The sequence below is a fragment of the Candidatus Litorirhabdus singularis genome (assembly GCF_026262625.1).
Classification (GTDB): domain Bacteria; phylum Pseudomonadota; class Gammaproteobacteria; order Pseudomonadales; family Halieaceae; genus Litorirhabdus; species Litorirhabdus singularis.
Window position 1 is genome coordinate 536,622 of the sequence record NZ_SHNN01000003.1, and the last position, 18,507, is coordinate 555,128.

Here is an 18,507-nt window from a genome sequence, read left to right on the forward strand (position 1 = left end):
TCTCTGTTCTATGGTTCTGATGTCGGCAGCGGTGTCGTCAATAAATCACCCCAGTCGGTCCGCTGCTGCATTTTCTCGCGCAGGCTCTCGGGCACTATTTGCTCAATAGTCGCCTGCTGCCAACCACCCCCCAGTGCCTTGTAAAACGCTATCACAGCATCAATATGCGCACCTTGAGTAACCGCCCGGTTGTTGGACTGCACAGCCAGCGCGCGCTGTGCATCCAACACCCGCTGAAAATCTGAGTAACCCTCCTGATAACGCGAACTGGAAAGCTCCAACGAGCGCTCTGCGGCCGCCAAGGACTGTTGCAGAATAGCGTCCTGCTCCAGCGTTTTAACCACGCTGATAGCGGCATTATCAATTTCTCTGGCCGCCTGCAGAACGGTGTTTTGATAATTTTCAATGGCCTGCTGTAAACGCGCATCCTGCGCCCGCACGTTGTTCTTGATACGCCCGTAATTGAACAGGTTCCAGGTGAAACTGGGGCCGATACCCGTACTCAGGGTATCGTTGCTGGCGTCTAGCGAGTTGCCCGACCAACCGATAGTGCCAAACAGGGATATCGACGGATATAAATCAGCCTCGGCAACCCCGATCTGCGCCGACTGCGCGGCAACCTGCCAGGCCGAGGTACGGATATCAGGACGCCGCATCAGCAAGCGCCCGGGAATATCCTCAATCATGGTCGCACTCAGCGCTGGCAGCGTTGCCGGCACAGCCTCCAACTCAGGCATCGCTCCGGGCGGACGCCCAAGCAGTATTGCCAATGTATTGCTCAACTGCCGCTGCGCGATTTCCAGCGCCGGTATGGTGGCCAGTGTAGCCAGATACTGAGTATTGGCCTGCTGTAAATCCAGCTCCGCAGCCTGGCCACTGTCATAAAGCTTAGTGGTAATTTCGAAGCTGCGAAGCTGCAGTCCAGCATTCTCTTGAGCAATAGCTATCTGCAGCGCGGTGGTGCGATAAGCAAAATAGGCCTGTGCCACTTGTGCGCTTAGCAACACCTGCACATTCTGTTGATTGCTCACGGAGGCAAAAAATGCCGCATCTGCGGACTCAATACCTCGGGCAAAGCGTCCCCAGAAGTCCAGTTCCCAGCCAATATTGAAACCCACGTCATAAGCTGTAATATCAGAGCGATCACCCGAGTCATTGCCCTGCGTATCCCAACTGTCAACGCGCGCCAATGATCCACTGGCCTGCTGCAACTGGGGATAGCGGCTGCTCTGGACAATGCCCAAGGTTGCCTGGCTTTCAAGAATGCGCAGGCCTGCGATACGCAAACCAGGGTTTTCCAGCCGCGCGGTCTCTATCAGTTGATTGAGTATCGGGTCCTCGAACGACTGCCACCAGAATGACAGATCCTGACCCTCAGCATCTGCGGCGGGCTGTTCAACCTGGCCATAGAGGCTGGCCTCCCAGTCCTCCACCCAACCTACTCTGGGCTCCTCATAGTCGGGACCCAGGGTGGTACAGGCGCTCATCACGACGCTTGTCGCGAGCAGCAAGATGCGTAACGCAGGCATATTCAGTCGGCGCTATCTGCGGTTTCGGCGGCCTCGTGCTCAGCAAAAGCGTCCACCCACTTCATGAACACCTGATAGCCCACCGCCAGAATCACGGCACCAAGGAATAAGCCAATAATTCCTGCAGAAACCATACCACCCAGTGCACCCAGCAAGATCACCGGCATCGGTGCGTCAACTCCGCGACCTAATAGCATCGGCTTGAGCACGTTGTCGGAAGCCCCGCCCACCAACATATAGACAGTCCAGATAACATTACTGGTGCCAGAAGCGTCACCAACCATCCACAAATAGGCAATTACGGGTAGTGATATCAGCAACGCCGGTAGTTGCAGAATACCAAAGAACAGAACCACCAGCGCGAGGATTCCAGCTGCAGGAACACCGGCAAACATGAACCCGACACCGAGTATCAGTGCCTGTATCAGGGCCACACCCAACACGCCCACCGCAACCGAACGGGTCGTCAACGTTGCCAGTGTATGCACTTCTGGCCCTGCCACCGGACCGGCAATACGGCATATGATGCGATACATAGCGGCACTGCCGCTAGCGCCATAGGCCATCATAATACCCGCAACGATGTAGGCAGCGACAAAGAACAGAACTGCACCAGCGCTGCTACCGAGGTAGCCCAGTGTGCGTCGACCCAGTTCCTCCAGTGAATCTTTGTGGGTTATCAAGAAAGCTTCAATATTGTCAGCAGCATCCGCCCACAACGCAAACAAGCGCTCACCCACCAGCGGCCACTGTGCGACTGCCGGATTGGGATCTGGTATCGCTATAGTTCCCGCCTGCCAGGCGGCATAAATCGAAGTAATATGATCTGCAAAAGAGAGCGCCAGCGATACTACAGGCACCCCTACCAAGAGCAGGCCAGCAACAATCAGCAGCGTCGCCGCTCGGCCTTGATTACCGCCCAGGCGCGCAGCAATCGATTGATGCAGGGGGTACAGCGTCACGGCTAACACCAACGACCAGATCATCAAAGAGACGAAGGGGTTGAACACCCGAAAACACAACAGGACCAGTGTGCTTATAAAAGCAAACCGAATCAGCCCATCCATAAACTCGTGTGACGTCAAAGCCTGTGTCAGACTCGTGTTGGTATTCATCCCAATTTTCCCCTTAAACCTTATTATTAGTGGCGGTCATTGTAACCGCTACGATTAGTTTCGCCAGCTACCTCTGGGCGGCTTGCAAACAAAGCGCCCACCCACGGGTTAGCTGTCACGCCATGAGCAATCACACTGAACAGTATTGTCAGCAGCACCGTTATGACAATCGTCTCGATCTCTGGAAAATTCTCGCCCAACACGATCACGACAAACACGATACTGGCAAGTCCTCGCGGACCGAACCAGGCCATGAACAACTTTTCATTAAAGCTCAGTGAAGTACCCAAGAGCGACAGCATCACCGGCAGCATCCGTACGACTGTCAAACTGAGTAGCGCATAGACAAACACCTGCCAACTGAATGAGCCCAAGGCAGGGCCTACCACCGCGGCTCCAAAAATAACCCAGGTAATCATCGCCAGGGTATCTCCTGTTGCCTCCGCTGATTCCAGCATCGGCTGCTTCTGCGCCCCAGCTATGCGTCCGAATAGCAAACCACCGCAGAAAGCCGCAATAAAACCACTACCCCCCAACAGCTGCGCTAACGCAAAACACCCCAGGGCCGTACTGACCACCGGCAGTTGTCGCCAGGCGTTATCCATCCAACCATTCTCTGAGGCAACGTCAAGCAACTTGCAGGCAGCGAAGGTAAACACCACGCCACAGAAAACACCAATACCCACTTCAGTAACCATGAAGTGGAAAAAACCAGACTCCGCGCCCTCCGCCGCCGCCAGGGCCAACAAGGCCAGCAACACGGGTACGCAAATTCCATCGTTGAGACCACTCTCCACATTCAGACTGGTACGAATTCTGGCAGGCACTGAATGATCCGAGATAACAGCCTTTCCCAGCGCAGCATCGGTAGGCGCCAGTATGGTCGCCAGTATTGCTGCCTCGAGGTAACTCATTTGATCGAAGAGCAGCAGCGCTGCGCCAAAACCCAAGCCAAGGGTCAGGGGCAAACCAATACCCAACAGTCTTTCTGGTATGCGCAGATTGCGCTCCAGCACCTCAAAGTCCGCCTCGGCCGCGTCGCAGAATAACACCACGCCCAGAGTGATTTCGGCAATGAGCCGCAGCCCCTCATTACCGATATCAAGGTTCAACCAACCCAGACCGAGATTACCAAACAGCAACCCGAACATCATATAGACCAGTGCACCATTAATAGGACGGCGCTCAAACCAGCCGCTGGTGGCGCTATACACCAACGCCAACACCGCTAGCAATCCCAGGGTCTGGTAAATCATTGGCCTCGACTACTCCTCAAGATGGCGCGGACGCCGCTACAGATGGCGCTGCCATTGTATAACTCAAATCACCCTTGATGCGCGCTCCAGAGAAAACCTTGAGGTAAGTATTTTTCAGCACATAGTGATCTAAAAACGCAAGAATTCACCCTTTTTACCTGTCAGCAAGGTGGTAAAAGAACCATACCTGCCAATGCCTCAGGTTAAGCGGTAGCTTCACTGAGCAGTCCAGCCAGCAACCCGCGCAACGATACTGGAGCCAATGCTTAAACTGGCGTTGGGAAATTAGCGCTTTATCAACAGCCACACGTGCCTTGCTAAAGCACCGGGGTTTATAATGAGGAAAAATGTATTAGCACAGTGAGCCGCGCATGATTTCAGATACCGCTGTCAGTTCCAGCCCGATTATTATCCAAGCACCGGTTGAACGCGTCTGGGAGGTACTGGTCGACTTCCCGAACTACATTAACTGGAACCGATTCAATCCGGACATCCAGACCCAGCTGAGTCTGGAAACACCGGTGGTGATGCAGGTTGTTATGGCTGGCCAGCAATTTGAAATGACTGAATATATGTCCCGCATTGAACCCTGTCGGGCACTGGCCTGGCGCATGGAAAATAACCCCGGGGATCCCATACACGCCGAGCGCACCCAGTATCTGGAAGCGCTAGACGCGAACAGTTGTAAATATTGGTCTGTGGATGAGTTCAGCGGGGTGGGCATGGCCGCTATGTTGGCAGAGTCGGGGCCGGCGGTTGAAGCGGGTTTTGAGCTGGCCGCCGACTGCCTCAAGCAACACTGTGAAGCCCTGGTCGGCGCAACAACTTCCAACTAAGCCAGCACGCCTGCATCCAGCAGCGCCTGCACCTGCGCGTTGTCGTAGCCCAGCAATTCCTCAAGAATAACTCGACCGTGCTCACCAGCCTGAGGCGCCAAACCTGGCTCAGGTAGGTTCTCACCGACAAATTTTACCGGAAAAGGCAGCATATCGGCGACATGGTCTGCTGCCTGTAGCCAGGGCATTCGCGCCTGAAAGTGCGGGTCATCGAGCAGGCTCTGCGGTGTATTGACCGGTGCTATCGCCGTGTTGTGGTCACTGGCAAACTGCAGCCACTGGGCACTGGATCTGGTCGCGAAAATTTCTCTTAACTGCGCCTGCAACTCACGGTTATTGCGAGCGTGATCGCCATAGCGCTGCCCAGGCCACCGTTCAAACAAGTCGCCGCGCTCAATACCGTGGCAGAAGTTTTTCCAGAACTCCTGCTCCGATGCCATGAACAACACATGGCCATCGCTGGTCTCGTAGAACTGATAACGCACGCCTTCACGCATACCCGCCGTACCCGGCGCGCGCCGCTCAAAATCATCGCTGGCATTGCCGGTAACTTCGCTCTGAGGGCGCTGATAGGCCTTCCAGGTTTCACTGCGCAGACGATCCATATAGGCAGCTGCATCGCTCTGACCAAGGTCAAGGTAAGCACCTGTGCCGCTGCTGCGCGCACGCAACAGGGCCGCGCAGATGGCCATGCCGGCAACCATCGGCCCCGCATGCATCCCCACTGAGGGGTGTTCGGGAATATAACAAAAACCGGCTTCATCATAGGCGGGCGCCACCAAACCGGCCCAGGCATCAAATGCCAAACCATGAGCAGGCATATCACGGTAAGGGCCATCCATCCCGTAGCCAGAGAGGCAGCAAAATACCAGAGCCGGATTCAACGCACGTAATGCCTCATAGCCCAGCCCCCGCCGCGCCAACGCGCCCGGACGCATAGCTTCTATAACGACATCGGCCTTGGCTGCCAGCTCGCGGAACACCGCCACGCCCTGCTCATGCCGCAGGTCCAGCACCAGGCTCTGCTTGCCGCGTGACACCTCGTGGTGCATCAGCGAGTCGCCTTCGATAATAGGCCAGGTCAGTTGGCGCACGTAATCACCGCCGGGAGGCTCAACCTTGATCACCCGCGCACCCAGGTCAGCCAGATGGGCGGCGGCAGCTCCGGCTGACAACAACGAACAGTCAAGCACCAACACATCGCTCAGTGGTGCTTCCGTTGCATTACCCGAAAGGGTCGTCATGGCTGCCACTCCTCACCCCGTCGCTGCCAGGGATTGTCCGCTACATCAAGGGGCACTGCGCAGCTTACCGCCGAGCTCGAGGCCAGCTCATCTGCTACCAGCAGTTCCAGGTCAAAATGCAGCCAGCCACAGCCAAAGTCATCAATCGCTTTGTGCGTCAGTACACCGTTAACGGTAACCGCAGAACCGGCATACACCGGTCGCTTCATGGCAATGCGCAATCGTCCCAGACGTATTCGTGGACCCAGGTTATCGGTCAGCAGGCGCTGAAACAGTGCGCCCTGGTGTATCGTGTTGAGAAAGATATCGGCATGCCCTGCCGTCTCTGTCGCATACTGGTAGTCGTGATGCAGTGGCGAGTAATCGCGCGTTGCCATTGCGCCAGCAACCACTGCGGTGGTGGTGACTGCTAATTCCAGCGGCTGTAGTGAATCTCCCACCGCCCGCTCAGAATAGTAGGCTTGGCTCATGACTCCACCTCACGGCGATAGCCAAAACAATCAAATTGCTCGGTGGCCACCAACGCCTCGTCCTGATTGTGGTAGCGCACCTCAATGACCCAGAAGCGACCGCGACCCAAGCGGGTGGTTTTCTCGGCGCTGACCTTCTGTAACAGTTGGCTCGAAGACAGACGATCATTGAGGACTGCCGGCTGATAAAACACTGATTCAAAACCACTGACTAGCGCCGTCGGATAATCAAACGCGGCCTTAAGGTCATAGTGAAGTTGCAGCGGCATCACCTCGCTATGATCATCTGGGCGCCATAGCTCGGGTCGGGTCCAGCTGGACACCATCGCCGGTGGTGTGAACTCAGCGCCGAGCAACTCAAGTGCCACCGCTGAGTCCCACCAGGCCGGATTGGCATCTTCAACCGCAGCACACAGCGCGCACACATTAGTGGCGGCCACCAAGGCCTGCGCCTGCCGCTGGTAGCGCAGCTGACCAACCCAGCCCGCTACCGGCTCAGGCAAATCAATTGACGCATCACTGGGTGTCACTTCACGCCTCCACCGGTTCTACCATTCGCACCGGTTGCACGCCGCCCGCAGAGAACTCGGCTAACAACTGCTCACGCAGTTCCGCCTGTTCGGCAACAGCCGCTTCCTTGACCACATCAAACCCGCGTATCCGGGCCGGCTGCGACGCCAGCTGCACCGCAGTGCTGTGATTAGCCACCGTCAGCTCTGCCAACACTTTTTCAATAGTCTGTTCATAGTCGCTGATCAACTGCCGCTCCAGGCGCCGATGTTTGGCGTAACCAAACACATCCAGCGCCGTGCCGCGCAATCGCTTTAGCGGCGCCAGTAGACGAAACGCCTGCAAAATCCAGGGGCCGAATTCGACCTTGGGGTAGCGGCCGGTCAGCGGATCACGACGCGACAGCAACGGCGGTGCCAGATGCACGCCGAGACGAAAATCGCCATCAAACTGCTGTTTGAGGCGTGCGGCAAAGGCGGGACTGGAGTACAAACGCGCCACTTCGTACTCATCTTTGTAGGCCAGTAGCTTGGCATAGTTCTGCGCTACCGCAGCACTCAGCTCACCTTCTACGCCGAGCACGCCACGTTCTGCCGTTGCCACTTTATCCACCAGTGTACGATAACGCTGTGCGTAAGCGGCATCCTGATAGTCGGTCAACAGCCGTTCTCTTGCAGCCAACAGACTTTCCAGAGTCTGCTCCTTTACTTCAGTTACTGCCGGTTCGACTGCAACCACACCCTCACCCATAACCGTCTGCAGTTGCTGTGGATCAACCACCGACAATCTACCCAAACGAAATGCCATCAGATTCATTTCAATAGCGACTCCATTGAGTTCGATAGCGCGTTCCAGCGACTCAAACTGCAACGGAATATAGCCACGCTGCCACGCGGCGCCCAGCAGAAACGCATTGGCGCCAATCGCATTGCCCAGCAACTTGGTGGCCACGGCGGACGCATCGACACCATGAGTATGCCCCTCCCGGGTACGCACCTGCAGTGACTGCTCCATAGTGTCGCTGTCGAAGCTGAGGTCTGCATTCAGGGCAAAGGCACTGGTGGGCGCCACATAACTGTTATAGACCACCGCCGAGCGTTGCGCAGACAGCGCCGGCAATACCTGTGCACCGGCTGCCACCACCAAATCGGCGGCCAGCACCAGATCGGCAGCGCCTTGCGGTATGCGCGTGGAAACCTCAAGTTCATTGGCGGCCACAAAACGTATGTGGCTGGTCACCGCACCGTTGCGCTGCGACAATCCGGTAATATCCAACACGCTGCAAGGTTTGTCCTCCATGTGCGCAGCAATACCCAATAGCGCACCGAGGGTCACAATGCCACTGCCACCGACACCGGCAACCACGATATTGCAGGCCTGGGCGCTCATGGTCTGCGCCGGCGCAGGCAGATCGCGAAGCAAGCGCTCGTCAATACCCTCACCGGCCGCTGCCGCGCTGCGCAGCTTGCCACCGTAAACCGTGACAAAACTCGGGCACATGCCTTTGACACAGGAAAAGTCTTTGTTGCAAACCGACTGATTGATTTTGCGCTTGCGACCCAACTCGGTGGCTACCGGCTCCAGCGCAATGCAATTGGATTGCACGCCGCAGTCACCGCAGCCCTCGCACACGTCCTCATTAATAAACAGCCGCTGGTCGACGTCTGGTAACTTGCCGCGCTTGCGCAGGCGCCGCCGCTCGGTGGCGCAGGCCTGCTCATAAATAATGACCGAGACCCCTTTGTGATGGCGAATATCCCGCTGCACCGCATCCAGTTCATCGCGATGATGGAAGCTGGTGATGGCCGGAAACAAACGCTTGTCACTATGCCGCTGCAGGTCATCAGTGACCAGGGCAATACGGGTGACGCCTTCCGCATGAACCTGAGCGGCAATATGCGGAGCAGTAATACCACCGTCAAAGCTCTGCCCTTCAATAGGCTGACCACCGGTCATCGATATCGCACCATTGAGCAGGATTTTGTAGGTCATATTGCTGCGCGCAGCCACATTGGCTCGCAGCGCCAACAGGCCCGAGTGAAAATAGGTGCCGTCGCCCAGGTTCTGAAACACATGCTCGCGGTCCATAAACGGCGCCTGCCCAATCCAGGTCGCGCCCTCCCCGCCCATATGCGTCAACGACTGCGTGCGGCGTCCCGGCATCCACGTCGCCAGTCCGTGGCAACCAATGCCACCCATAGCCACCGAGCCCTCCGGTACGTTAGTTGAGGTGTTGTGCGGGCAACCGGCACAGAAACTGGGAATGCGCATCAAACCTGAAGCCGCCACCTCGCCTCGACTGGCAGCGGCCAACTGCTGTTGCAGAGATTGCAGCGACTCCGCCAGCTCCTGATCCGGGTGGGCAGCGAGATAAACCGTTGCGACAATCTGCGCAACCTGAGCCGGGTTGAGTTCACCATGACTGGGCACTAGCGCAGCACCGCTGGCATCGTGTTTGCCGATAAGCTGCGGCCGCTCGCTCTGGTTGTAGAGAATGGCCGCCACCTGCTCTTCGATCACAGGGCGCTTTTCTTCAACCACCAACAAGGCATCGCAGTCGGCAGCAAAACGCTGCAGACCCTGCGGCTCCAGTGGCCAGACCATCGCTACCTTATAGACCGACAGCCCCAGCCGTTCCGCCTCTGCGGCATCAATACCCAGCTGCGCCAGCGCGTCCATGACATCCAGCCAGGCTTTGCCGGAAGATATAATACCCAGCTTTTTGCCACTCCCCGGATACACGGTGCGATCCAACTGGTTGGCGCGCACGAACGCCCGCGCCGCATCCAGTCGCTCTAGCATCAACTGCTCAGCGTCCAGCGGTGTAAAGCCAATGCGGATATTGAGGCCATCGGCCGGTAACGAATAATCTTCAGGCTCTACAATCTGCACCCGACCGGCATCAACGCTCACCGAGGCCGAGCCCTCCACGGTATCGGTTACACATTTAAAACCTACCCAGCAACCGGCGTAGCGAGACAGAGCAAAACCGTAAAGACCAAAGTCCAGGTATTCCTGCAACGTCGCCGGGTTAAGAATCGGCATGCCAAAATGAATCAGGGCATGATCACTCTGATGCGCGGTGGTGGACGAGCGCGCACCATGATCGTCACCGCACAATACCAGCACCCCGCCATACTGCGCTGAACCGGCATAGTTGCCGTGCTTGAGGGGATCGCCTGATCGATCAACGCCAGGACCCTTGCCGTACCACATCGCGAACACGCCGTCGTAACTGGACTCACCCAACTCTTTGACCTGCTGGGTACCCCAGACTGCAGTGGCTGCCATGTCTTCGTTAATGCCCGGCGCGAAGTGAATCTGATTCTGCTGCAGGAACTCTTCGGCCTGCCACAGCGCCAGATCGTAAACTCCCAGCGGTGAACCCCGATACCCGGAAATGAAGCCGGCAGTGTTCAGACCAGCGGCAAGGTCACGCTGGTATTGCAGCATCGGCAGGCGCGCCAGCGCCTGACTACCGCTGACATAGATGCGTCCGGACAGGGCAGTATATTTATCAGCGAGACTGATTTCTTTCACGATTTTTTCCTCACACTCAAAGCGGCTTCGTTAACGAGCGCCTGCGCAAGAGTGGCACCCTGCCCCGTATTCAGCGCCTGTTTTATTGTGCCGATCATACCCGGCTTACAGTCGGCGGCAGCCGTTGCCAATTGCTGCGCCAATGGCAATACCTCAGCAACCGCTACGGCATGATTAGCGAGACCCAGCTCAGCGGCACGCGCTCCACTGAGGCGTCGTTCACAGAGCAATAGCTCCCTGGCATTGGCGGCACCTACCAAGCGCGGTAAAAAGTAACTAGAGCCCAGTCCCGGCACGATACCCAGCTCGGCGAAGTTGAGTACCAGTTTGGCATCCTCAGCTACCACACGGATATCTGCCGCCAACATGCCGGTTATGCCAATTCCAGCTGCGGCACCGTTGATCGCCGCTATGGTGAGCAACTCCAGCTCAGCGAACTCTTCGGTAAAGCTGGCGATAAATTCCTCCTGCCCCAGCGCCTTGCCACTACGCGATAATTCACCGCCCAGAAACTCCAGATCGGCACCGGCGCAGAACGCCTTGCCCGCGCCAGTAATTATCGCTGCATGTATCTCTGCATCGGCCTCTGCTGCGCGCAACGCGTGCACCAACTCATCGCCCATATCAGGGGTATAGGCATTCAGCTTGTCAGGTCGGTTGAGGGTGATCTGCAACACACCGTCAGTCACCGCGGCAATAATTTCCCGGTAGTTCACGATTCAATCTCACTGTAATCACGCCACTGCGGCGGTCTTTGCTCGACAAACGCCTGGCCGCCCTCGGCTATATCCGGGTGACTGTTATGTTGCATGATAATGTCCCATGCGTGCTCTAAGCCATCCTGCAAGCCGCGATCAGCTCCCTCCCAAATAGCCCGCTTGCTGCGCGCCATCGCGGCCGGAGAATGCTGCTTGATTAGGTCCGCCAATTCCCGCGCGCGGGGCAGCAACTGCTCGGCTGGCACAACTTCTCCTACCAAACCCAGCTGATGAGCCGCGGAGGCTGAGAGGCGTTCACTGCCACCCATCAACACCATTCGCAATACCGACTCTAATGGCATTTTCCGAGCCAGGCTCACCGGCTCCAGGCCCGCTACCAAACCAACTTTCACGTGGGTATCGAAAAACGTCGCGTTATCGGCTGCAATAACGATGTCACTGTCGGCAACAAAGTGCAGACCGCCGCCCACTGCCATGCCATTGACGGCGCAGATGACCGGCTTCCAAACCTGGTTCTGCAATGACGTCCAGCGGATAGACTGCAACGAGCCTTCCATACCATCGCCATCGGTCTGCGGCAGGTCGGAAAGATCGGCGCCGGTGCTCAGTGCTTTATCACCCGCACCGGTGAGTATCGCCACCCGCGCCTGCGCATCGTTCTCAAACTGCCGCCATAGCAGCGGCAGTTCACGACTCATTACCGAGTTCACCGCATTGCGAGCTTGTGGACGATTCAGCGTAATCAGGGCGACCCCATCGGTTACCGCATAGGTAAGCGTCTCGTAGCTCATGCCTTGCTCATTGCTTTGCATCGGGTGCCACCACGCCTTTATGGAAGGGATAGGGTTTGCCGAGAATACCGAACACGCCAAACTGCGACGGCATCTCCGCCTGAAACTGTTCCCGCACCGCCTGCACCGTCCAGCCGCCGGGCATCGTCAGCGTCTTACCGTAGTGAGGCTGAATCATATGGGACAGGCGTTCGCCGCCAACCCCGAACACTTGACCGCTGACGTTAGCCGCCTCATCGCTGGCCAGGTAGACCACCAACGGCGCGTTGCGCTCTGCCTGCCACAGCTCCGCCGCCGACGTACCATCTTGCGCGTCACTCATCAGCCCGTCGGTCATACGCGTCATGGCGACCGGACAGATAGCATTCACCCTAATACCCAAGCGGGCCAACTCCAGCGCCCAGGTATAGGTCATGGACGCAATGGCACCCTTGGCCGCCGCATAGTTGGTCTGACCAAAGTTTCCGAAATGCGAGCCGGAGCTGGTGTTGATTATGGCGCCGCCATTACCTTGCTCACGCATCGCCAACGCGGCCAACTGAGCGCAGTGAAAAGTACCCTTCACATGCACCCCCCAGACCGCATCAAATTCTTCCTCAGTCATTTTGAGAAAGGAGCGATCACGCAGATTACCCGCGTTGTTAACCATGATATCAATACCGCCCCACGCCAAAATGCAGGCGTCGATAATAGACTGCGCTCCCGCACGACTGGCAATATCTGCCGCTGCCGCCAGAGCTTCACCGCCCTGGGCAACAATCTCCGCAACCACCGCCTCCGCCGCGGTAGCATCAATATCATTGACCACCACCCGTGCGCCCTCTTGCGCAAGCAACAGCGCATGGCCACGCCCAATACCGCCACCGGCGCCGGTTACGACAGCGCGCTTACCCGCTACGATACCCATAAAAATTTCCTGTCCGTCATAGCCATCAATCCAGTATCTCCGCCGCGATTCGCTGCTCCAGATAATCCGTATCCCAGTACATCAGCTGCAAATGCTTGGCGCGCCGGTAGTAGAGCTGCGGGTCCGCATCAGCACTGAAACCCATACCACCGTGCACCTGCACCCCCGTGACCGTACTGCGGCGGTACACAGCAGTCGCCTGCAACTTCGCCATCATTGCCAGCTGGGCGTAGGGCCGGCCCTGATCGCAGGCCCACGCCGCCTGATAAACCAGATAGCGCGCACCCTCAATTTCTGTCGCACAGTCAGCCAAATAATGAGCGATCGACTGAAACGCACCAATAGGCTGACCAAACTGTTGCCGCTGTTGGGCATACTCGTTGGCCATCTGCAGCATACTGCTGGCGCCGCCGATGGCCTGAGCGGCCACCGCAATTTGCGTTTGCAGCATTGCCTGCTCCCAGGTCGCAGTCGCATCGCCGGCATCCAGCTTGGCGAGCGCGTCAATCTCTACACCAGTGAAGTCCACAGCAAAAAGTTTTTGATCAGCATGATTGGGCTGCTCGCGAAGTTGCAGCGTATCTGCCGCTACCAGCGCAAAAGCCAGCGCGCCTTTATGCCGCAGCGCAACCAGCACCGCAGCGGCACTATTGGCGAATGGCACCAACACCTTTTCGCCGTGTAACTGCAGTTTGCCCGCCGCGGTCACGGCACTGCATTCCCAGTGGTCAGTATTCGGACTACAGGCTGCTTCCTGCCAGGCTGGAACTAACACTGTGTCGCCGCTAGCGATCTGCGGCAACCAGATTTGTCGCAGCGCTTGAGAGCCACACAGCTGCAGCAGCGACGCACAGACGCCAGCGGAGTCCAGTAACGGCAGGCTGACCAGACTGCGGCCCAATTCCTCATGCACGATGGCACTGTCGAGGCTGCCCATACCCAAGCCACCATATTCAGGGTCGATGCCCATGGCGGTAATCCCAGTGTCCGCCAGAGCCTGCCATAACTCTGTCGAATAACCGCTTGCCGATGTTTCCGCAGCGCGCACTGCAGTGCTACTGGCGTGATCACGGCATTGTTTGCGCACTGTCTCACGCAGGCGCTCCTGTTCTTCACTGAAGTCCAGTTCCATAGTCTAGCTCCGCCCCGCAGGCGCGCCGCGTCGCGCGCTGTCAACGATGGTGCGTATGGTGCTCTTATGCACCGGCAGGTCCAGTAACATAAAACGCATAATCACAGGCCCCAGACACTGATCGGTGAATAACTCTACATCCGTCGTCGCCGGCAAATCACCGGCAGCCACCGCCGCCACCACTAATTCCAGCAAGGGCGCGCGACGGGCGCGTATCACTGGTATCAGCGCTTCGTTCAACGAAGGATTATGCAGACGCTCTGCGGCCAACGCGGGCAGCACAGCGCCCAACGGTGTATCGCGCATAAACTGGCTGAACTGCCATATCATATCCACCAGCTGCGTCAGTGGCTTGCCACGCCGGGAGGCAACCAGTGGAGCGGTACGGTCAAAAGCCGCAATCACCAGATTCTCTTTGGTAGGCCAACGCCGGTAGATTGTCGCCTTGCTGGCGCTGGCGCGCGCTGCCACCTGATCAACGGTGAACCCGCGAAAGCCAACGTCGGCCAGTAACTGCAAAGTGGCATCCAATATGGCATTTTCCGCGCTAAGGCTGCGCGGTCGTCCGCGGCCACGCCGCACTGCTGTATCCGCGAGCGCTGTCATTTTGACGGCAGCCCCAAACCACGGCGCGAAATAATATTTTTCTGAATCTCCGAGGAGCCGCCGCCAATGGTATCAACCACGGTGGCGCGGTAAGAGTGCTCCCACTTACCCGCTGCCGGTGCGTCGGCAGCACTGCGGCGCAACAGCCCCATGGGCCCCAGGCAATCGAGGGCAAAATCCGCCAGACGGCGTCCCAATTCGGTGCTATAAAGCTTGCACATAGCCGCTTCCACCGTCGGCACATCGCCGCGCAGCGCTGCTGCTATAACACGGCGCTGCAGCATCGTCGCGGTCTCCACATCACAGGCCAGTCGGGCAATGCCGCGGCGCACTGAATCTTTTGTGGTTAACGGTTGACCATCGCGGAGCGTCAATTTGAGCAAGTCTACCAGTGCCTCAAACTTGGTCCGCAGCGGCCCGATGGTATAGAGGGTGAAGCGCTCGTAGTCCAGCGCTTCGCAGACATAGAGCCAGCCTTGATTCTCCTCGCCGACCAGATAGTCGGTATGCACGCGGACATCATCAAAGAACACCTGATTAGTGCGATGATCACCCATGGTGCGAATTTCTGTGATGCGCAGACCCGGTGCATCCATGGGTATCAGAAACACACTGATACCTTTGTGCTTGGCCGCTGCCGGGTCGGTGCGCGCCGCCACCCAGTACCAGTCGGCAAAGTGCGCTGAGGTCGTCCACATTTTCTGTCCGTTGAACACCCAGTACTCGCCGTCACGCTCCGCCTTGAGTTGCAGTGAAGCCAGGTCCGAACCCGCACCGGGCTCCGAGTAGCCCAACGCAAATTCAGTTTCCCCCCGCAGTATTTGCGGCAGAAACTCCTTTTTCAGTCGCTCAGAACCGTGGTTAATCAGGGTCTTGCCGATACAACCCACACCTTTGCCAATCAATGGCGCACCCACACTCGCCAACTCTTCATTGAGCAGATAGTCGTAGATACCATCACGGGCCTGACCGCCGTATTGTTCATCCCAGGACATACCCAGATAACCGGCTTTTGCCAGACGCTGGTTAAACACGCGCCGGGCAGCGCTGTCAGACAGCATGGAGTCGGCCTCGCGGTTCGGCGCAAACACACCATCGGCTTCATCCTGCTCACGATGGGTGGTCAGGAACTCGCGTACGTCACTGATAAAGGCCCGCTCGCTGGCGGCAAAATCGAAGTCCACGCTAGTTCTCCTGAGTTAACTCCACCGTATTACCATCGGCATCTTCCGCCTGGGCCACCAGCACACCCGGTCGCAACTCGCGAACAGGTACAGGAATTTTGAAACCGGCGTCAGCCAGAGCTGCGACCACTGCTTCCAGATTGCTGATGTAAATGGTCAGATAGCGGATACCGGTCTGGCTGGCAAAACCCTCACGGGACCCCTCGGCGGCCGGCGGTGTCTGTGGTACGAACACGCGCAGAATACTGTCACCCACCGCGTAGCGGCGGATAAAACCAACTTCCGGAAATTCCACCTCGCCCACCACCGGAAAGCCCAGCAACTCACCATAGAAGCGATGCGCCGCTGACAGATTCGTGGTGACGAGCCCGGCATCCAGCAGCGGTTTTTGTAAGATGGCGCTCATAGTGATTCCTCGTCCTGCTGGTTACCCGCGTTCAGGTTCTCTTCGATGGTAATTGCATCCAGGCCGCGGTGACCCCAGATATCGCCTTCCACAAATTCGTTGCTACTCCAACTGTCGTCAAGTAGACGTCCATCCCAACCAATCTCCACTTCGAAACCGGACGGGCTGCGCATATAGAAAGACAGCACATTATCGTTAACATGCCGCCCCAGTGTGGAGGTAATCGCCAGCCCGGCATCCTCAGCACGTTCCAGACACTTCAAAACCATATCGACTTCCGTCACCTCCAGCATCAGATGATGCAGGCCGACCATGTCACCAATACGCAGCAGGCCGATACTGTGATGACGGCGGTTACAGTGGAAAAAGTTGGCGGAGTTATCTTCACCAAAGCGAATGTAATCGGTCAGCTCGAAACCCAGTAACTGCGTGTAGAACTCCCTCGCTGCCATTAGAGGACCCGCAATCAGATTCAAGTGCCCCAGGCCCATGTCGCCAGTCAGGAAGCTCATACCCTGCGGAGAACAAAACTTGCGGTCCATAGTTATACCGTAGAACAGTTCGATGCAGTTACCCATAGGGTCCTGCGTGTACGCAATACCGGTGACGGCACGGCCACGCGCCTGCTCCTCACTACCCAGGCGTGCTTCTATGCCAGCCGCCTGCAGCTCAGCAACCGCCGTGCTGAGCGCAGCCGCGTTATCCAATTCAAAACCTATGTACAACAACCCGCTCTTATCATCCGAAGGGTGCACCGCTAGCCGCCACTGCCAGTCATCCAGCTTCAGGTAAATACTGCCATCGCTGCCAATACCACTACCGCCACTGGCCGGCCCCTGACCCGGCACCGCCGGCATCCCCCAACTTTCACCGGGCACCGCTCGCGCCGGCATGGCGCCGATAATATCGGTGGCATAACTTAACCAGGCTTGAGGATCGGGAGCGGCAAAGCCGGCATAACCCAGACTACGGATTTTCATGTTTCAGGTGCCCTCGCTATGGCTACTATTTGGCGGCAATCTGGTGAGACTCGCGGGTGACCGTGATAGGCACACGGGCAAAGCCCGACAGATGCTCTCCGAACACTCGCTCGCACTGCTCGTGTAACAACTCATAATCACTGATGGCATTAAACAATTCTTCCAGCACCACCCGCGCACCCATCGTTGCCAGATGCATACCCAGACACTTGTGACCACCGGTGCCATAGGTCAGGTCGCGTGGATACTCGCGAAAGATATCAAAGACATCAGCGCGCTCAAATTCCACCTCATCGCGGTTGGCAGAAGCGTAGATATACAGCAGTGCCTGACCCGCCTTGATCTGTGCCCCACCTAACCCGAAGTCTTTGACGGCACGGCGGCACAGCATATTGGTGGGCTGATCATAGCGGCAGGTCTCAAAATACAGCGGCGACACCAGGCTGGCATCAGCCAACACCTGAGTCCGCAGGGCTTGATCCTGACCCAGATAATAGACCGCACCGGCGCAAACCATAGGCGTGGTCTCAGAGCCCAGAATGAGAAAGTTCATCAGCACATTGACCATACCTTCATCGTCCAGGCGCTCGCCATCAACTTCAGCGTTGAGGTAGGCCGCAGTATGCCCAACCGCCAGATCCGGGTTAGCCCGCAGGGTTTGCACAAATTCAAACAGGTAACCGCCCAGCTGCGCCGCGGCCGTCTGATTACGTTCGGAACCACCGCCCACCTGACCGGGGTCGCGGTGCAGCATGTCGTCAATCAGCGCGCGAAAGGTCACAGCATCAGCCTTGGGCAGGCCCAGGTTGTAGCCGGAGTTCAGACAAAAAACCCGATTGGCGTAGTCGCTATAGACATCAAACTCGCCGCGCTCCAGTAACGGCGCCAACACCTCGCGGGCCAGTGCACGAAAACGCTGCTCCTGCTCAGCCACACTGGCCGGCGTATAGTCTTTGCGCACCACCGCGCGCCAACGCCGGTGTTCAGGGGCATCCATGGTGGTGAAGGCGCGAGGAATCGGCTCGCCGAGAAACAACTGGCCCGGCGTCGCACCGTCAGTCCAGGTGACATCGCCCTCATGCTGCTGGCTTGCCTCCCATACATCCTCAAAGCGGGCCAGCGCCCAGGCATCATATTTTTCGATGTAGTGGGGCTTTCCTTCAGCCCGCATGGCGGCATACAGCGGGAAGGGATTACGCATGGCGGCGTCTGAAAACGGATCGTACTCTACGGTCATAGGGATAGGTACTTTATAACGAAACTGTCAGTACCTATTTTAGAA

At 57.5% G+C, this 18,507-nt stretch carries 17 protein-coding genes; 1 reads left to right on the forward strand and 16 read right to left on the reverse strand.

From position 1 onward, the window contains the following. Window positions 1–8: 8 nt before the first annotated feature. Genes EYC98_RS16955 through EYC98_RS16965 form a run of 3 tightly spaced genes read right to left on the reverse strand, consistent with a single transcriptional unit; the run spans window position 9 to window position 3,900 of the window. Window positions 9–1,529 (reverse strand): efflux transporter outer membrane subunit, encoded by a 1,521-nt coding sequence (locus EYC98_RS16955; RefSeq protein WP_279246557.1) that lies wholly within the window; start codon window positions 1,527–1,529, stop codon window positions 9–11. Between the two features lie 2 nt (window positions 1,530–1,531). Continuing rightward, window positions 1,532–2,644, reverse strand: a complete 1,113-nt coding sequence (locus tag EYC98_RS16960) for an AI-2E family transporter (protein WP_279246558.1) — start codon at window positions 2,642–2,644, stop codon at window positions 1,532–1,534. 26 nt (window positions 2,645–2,670) lie between these two features. Next, window positions 2,671–3,900 (reverse strand): cation:proton antiporter, encoded by a 1,230-nt coding sequence (locus EYC98_RS16965; protein WP_279246559.1) that lies wholly within the window; start codon window positions 3,898–3,900, stop codon window positions 2,671–2,673. A 371-nt stretch (window positions 3,901–4,271) separates the two neighbouring features. Between EYC98_RS16965 and EYC98_RS16970 the strand changes: the two genes are divergently transcribed. Then, window positions 4,272–4,736 (forward strand): SRPBCC domain-containing protein, encoded by a 465-nt coding sequence (locus tag EYC98_RS16970; protein ID WP_279246560.1) that lies wholly within the window; start codon window positions 4,272–4,274, stop codon window positions 4,734–4,736. Here the strand turns inward: EYC98_RS16970 and EYC98_RS16975 are convergent. Genes EYC98_RS16975 through EYC98_RS17035 form a run of 13 tightly spaced genes read right to left on the reverse strand, consistent with a single transcriptional unit; the run spans window position 4,733 to window position 18,462 of the window. Continuing rightward, window positions 4,733–5,980 (reverse strand): CaiB/BaiF CoA transferase family protein, encoded by a 1,248-nt coding sequence (locus EYC98_RS16975; protein WP_279246561.1) that lies wholly within the window; start codon window positions 5,978–5,980, stop codon window positions 4,733–4,735. The two genes, EYC98_RS16970 and EYC98_RS16975, sit on opposite strands and share 4 nt — an antisense overlap. Continuing rightward, window positions 5,977–6,450 carry a hotdog family protein gene (locus EYC98_RS16980; RefSeq protein WP_279246562.1) on the reverse strand — a complete coding sequence of 158 codons (474 nt, stop codon included), beginning with the start codon at window positions 6,448–6,450 and terminating at the stop codon, window positions 5,977–5,979. The genes EYC98_RS16975 and EYC98_RS16980 overlap by 4 nt, the downstream gene beginning before the upstream one ends. After that, window positions 6,447–6,980: an FAS1-like dehydratase domain-containing protein gene (locus tag EYC98_RS16985; RefSeq protein ID WP_279246563.1), complete on the reverse strand. Its 534-nt coding sequence runs from the start codon at window positions 6,978–6,980 to the stop codon at window positions 6,447–6,449. The genes EYC98_RS16980 and EYC98_RS16985 overlap by 4 nt, the downstream gene beginning before the upstream one ends. Before the next feature lies 1 nt (window position 6,981). Next, window positions 6,982–10,500: an indolepyruvate ferredoxin oxidoreductase family protein gene (locus EYC98_RS16990; RefSeq protein WP_279246564.1), complete on the reverse strand. Its 3,519-nt coding sequence runs from the start codon at window positions 10,498–10,500 to the stop codon at window positions 6,982–6,984. After that, complete coding sequence (locus tag EYC98_RS16995; RefSeq protein WP_279246565.1) at window positions 10,497–11,216, reverse strand: enoyl-CoA hydratase/isomerase family protein; 720 nt, start codon at window positions 11,214–11,216, stop codon at window positions 10,497–10,499. The genes EYC98_RS16990 and EYC98_RS16995 overlap by 4 nt, the downstream gene beginning before the upstream one ends. Further along, window positions 11,213–12,031, reverse strand: coding sequence for an enoyl-CoA hydratase/isomerase family protein (locus EYC98_RS17000; RefSeq protein ID WP_279246566.1), 819 nt, complete (start codon window positions 12,029–12,031; stop codon window positions 11,213–11,215). The genes EYC98_RS16995 and EYC98_RS17000 overlap by 4 nt, the downstream gene beginning before the upstream one ends. Continuing rightward, window positions 12,018–12,917, reverse strand: coding sequence for an SDR family NAD(P)-dependent oxidoreductase (locus tag EYC98_RS17005; protein WP_279246567.1), 900 nt, complete (start codon window positions 12,915–12,917; stop codon window positions 12,018–12,020). The genes EYC98_RS17000 and EYC98_RS17005 overlap by 14 nt, the downstream gene beginning before the upstream one ends. A gap of 25 nt (window positions 12,918–12,942) precedes the next feature. After that, entirely contained in the window at window positions 12,943–14,049 is a 1,107-nt protein-coding gene (locus EYC98_RS17010) for an acyl-CoA dehydrogenase family protein (protein WP_279246568.1), read from the reverse strand. A 3-nt stretch (window positions 14,050–14,052) separates the two neighbouring features. Further along, window positions 14,053–14,655 (reverse strand): TetR/AcrR family transcriptional regulator, encoded by a 603-nt coding sequence (locus EYC98_RS17015; RefSeq protein WP_279246569.1) that lies wholly within the window; start codon window positions 14,653–14,655, stop codon window positions 14,053–14,055. Continuing rightward, a complete protein-coding gene (locus tag EYC98_RS17020; RefSeq protein ID WP_279246570.1) occupies window positions 14,652–15,839 on the reverse strand; it encodes an acyl-CoA dehydrogenase family protein in 1,188 nt (395 codons plus the stop codon). The genes EYC98_RS17015 and EYC98_RS17020 overlap by 4 nt, the downstream gene beginning before the upstream one ends. Window position 15,840: 1 nt before the next feature. After that, window positions 15,841–16,245 carry a VOC family protein gene (locus EYC98_RS17025; protein ID WP_279246571.1) on the reverse strand — a complete coding sequence of 135 codons (405 nt, stop codon included), beginning with the start codon at window positions 16,243–16,245 and terminating at the stop codon, window positions 15,841–15,843. After that, window positions 16,242–17,225, reverse strand: a complete 984-nt coding sequence (locus EYC98_RS17030; protein WP_279246572.1) for a VOC family protein — start codon at window positions 17,223–17,225, stop codon at window positions 16,242–16,244. The genes EYC98_RS17025 and EYC98_RS17030 overlap by 4 nt, the downstream gene beginning before the upstream one ends. Before the next feature lie 25 nt (window positions 17,226–17,250). Further along, window positions 17,251–18,462, reverse strand: a complete 1,212-nt coding sequence (locus tag EYC98_RS17035) for a cytochrome P450 (protein ID WP_279246573.1) — start codon at window positions 18,460–18,462, stop codon at window positions 17,251–17,253. Between the last annotated feature and the right edge of the window lie 45 nt (window positions 18,463–18,507).

What these genes read in the sequence shown, in the direction of transcription:
- EYC98_RS17010 (WP_279246568.1), bottom strand. Translation starts at nt 14,049, where the DNA reads ATGGAACTGGACTTCAGTGAAGAACAGGAGCGCCTGCGTGAGACAGTG.
- EYC98_RS17025 (WP_279246571.1), bottom strand. Translation starts at nt 16,245, where the DNA reads ATGAGCGCCATCTTACAAAAACCGCTGCTGGATGCCGGGCTCGTCACC.
- EYC98_RS16980 (WP_279246562.1), bottom strand. Translation starts at nt 6,450, where the DNA reads ATGAGCCAAGCCTACTATTCTGAGCGGGCGGTGGGAGATTCACTACAG.
- EYC98_RS16970 (WP_279246560.1), top strand. Translation starts at nt 4,272, where the DNA reads ATGATTTCAGATACCGCTGTCAGTTCCAGCCCGATTATTATCCAAGCA.
- EYC98_RS17030 (WP_279246572.1), bottom strand. Translation starts at nt 17,225, where the DNA reads ATGAAAATCCGTAGTCTGGGTTATGCCGGCTTTGCCGCTCCCGATCCT.
- EYC98_RS17015 (WP_279246569.1), bottom strand. Translation starts at nt 14,655, where the DNA reads ATGACAGCGCTCGCGGATACAGCAGTGCGGCGTGGCCGCGGACGACCG.
- EYC98_RS17000 (WP_279246566.1), bottom strand. Translation starts at nt 12,031, where the DNA reads ATGCAAAGCAATGAGCAAGGCATGAGCTACGAGACGCTTACCTATGCG.
- EYC98_RS16975 (WP_279246561.1), bottom strand. Translation starts at nt 5,980, where the DNA reads ATGACGACCCTTTCGGGTAATGCAACGGAAGCACCACTGAGCGATGTG.
- EYC98_RS16965 (WP_279246559.1), bottom strand. Translation starts at nt 3,900, where the DNA reads ATGATTTACCAGACCCTGGGATTGCTAGCGGTGTTGGCGTTGGTGTAT.
- EYC98_RS16955 (WP_279246557.1), bottom strand. Translation starts at nt 1,529, where the DNA reads ATGCCTGCGTTACGCATCTTGCTGCTCGCGACAAGCGTCGTGATGAGC.
- EYC98_RS16960 (WP_279246558.1), bottom strand. Translation starts at nt 2,644, where the DNA reads ATGAATACCAACACGAGTCTGACACAGGCTTTGACGTCACACGAGTTT.
- EYC98_RS17035 (WP_279246573.1), bottom strand. Translation starts at nt 18,462, where the DNA reads ATGACCGTAGAGTACGATCCGTTTTCAGACGCCGCCATGCGTAATCCC.
- EYC98_RS17005 (WP_279246567.1), bottom strand. Translation starts at nt 12,917, where the DNA reads ATGGGTATCGTAGCGGGTAAGCGCGCTGTCGTAACCGGCGCCGGTGGC.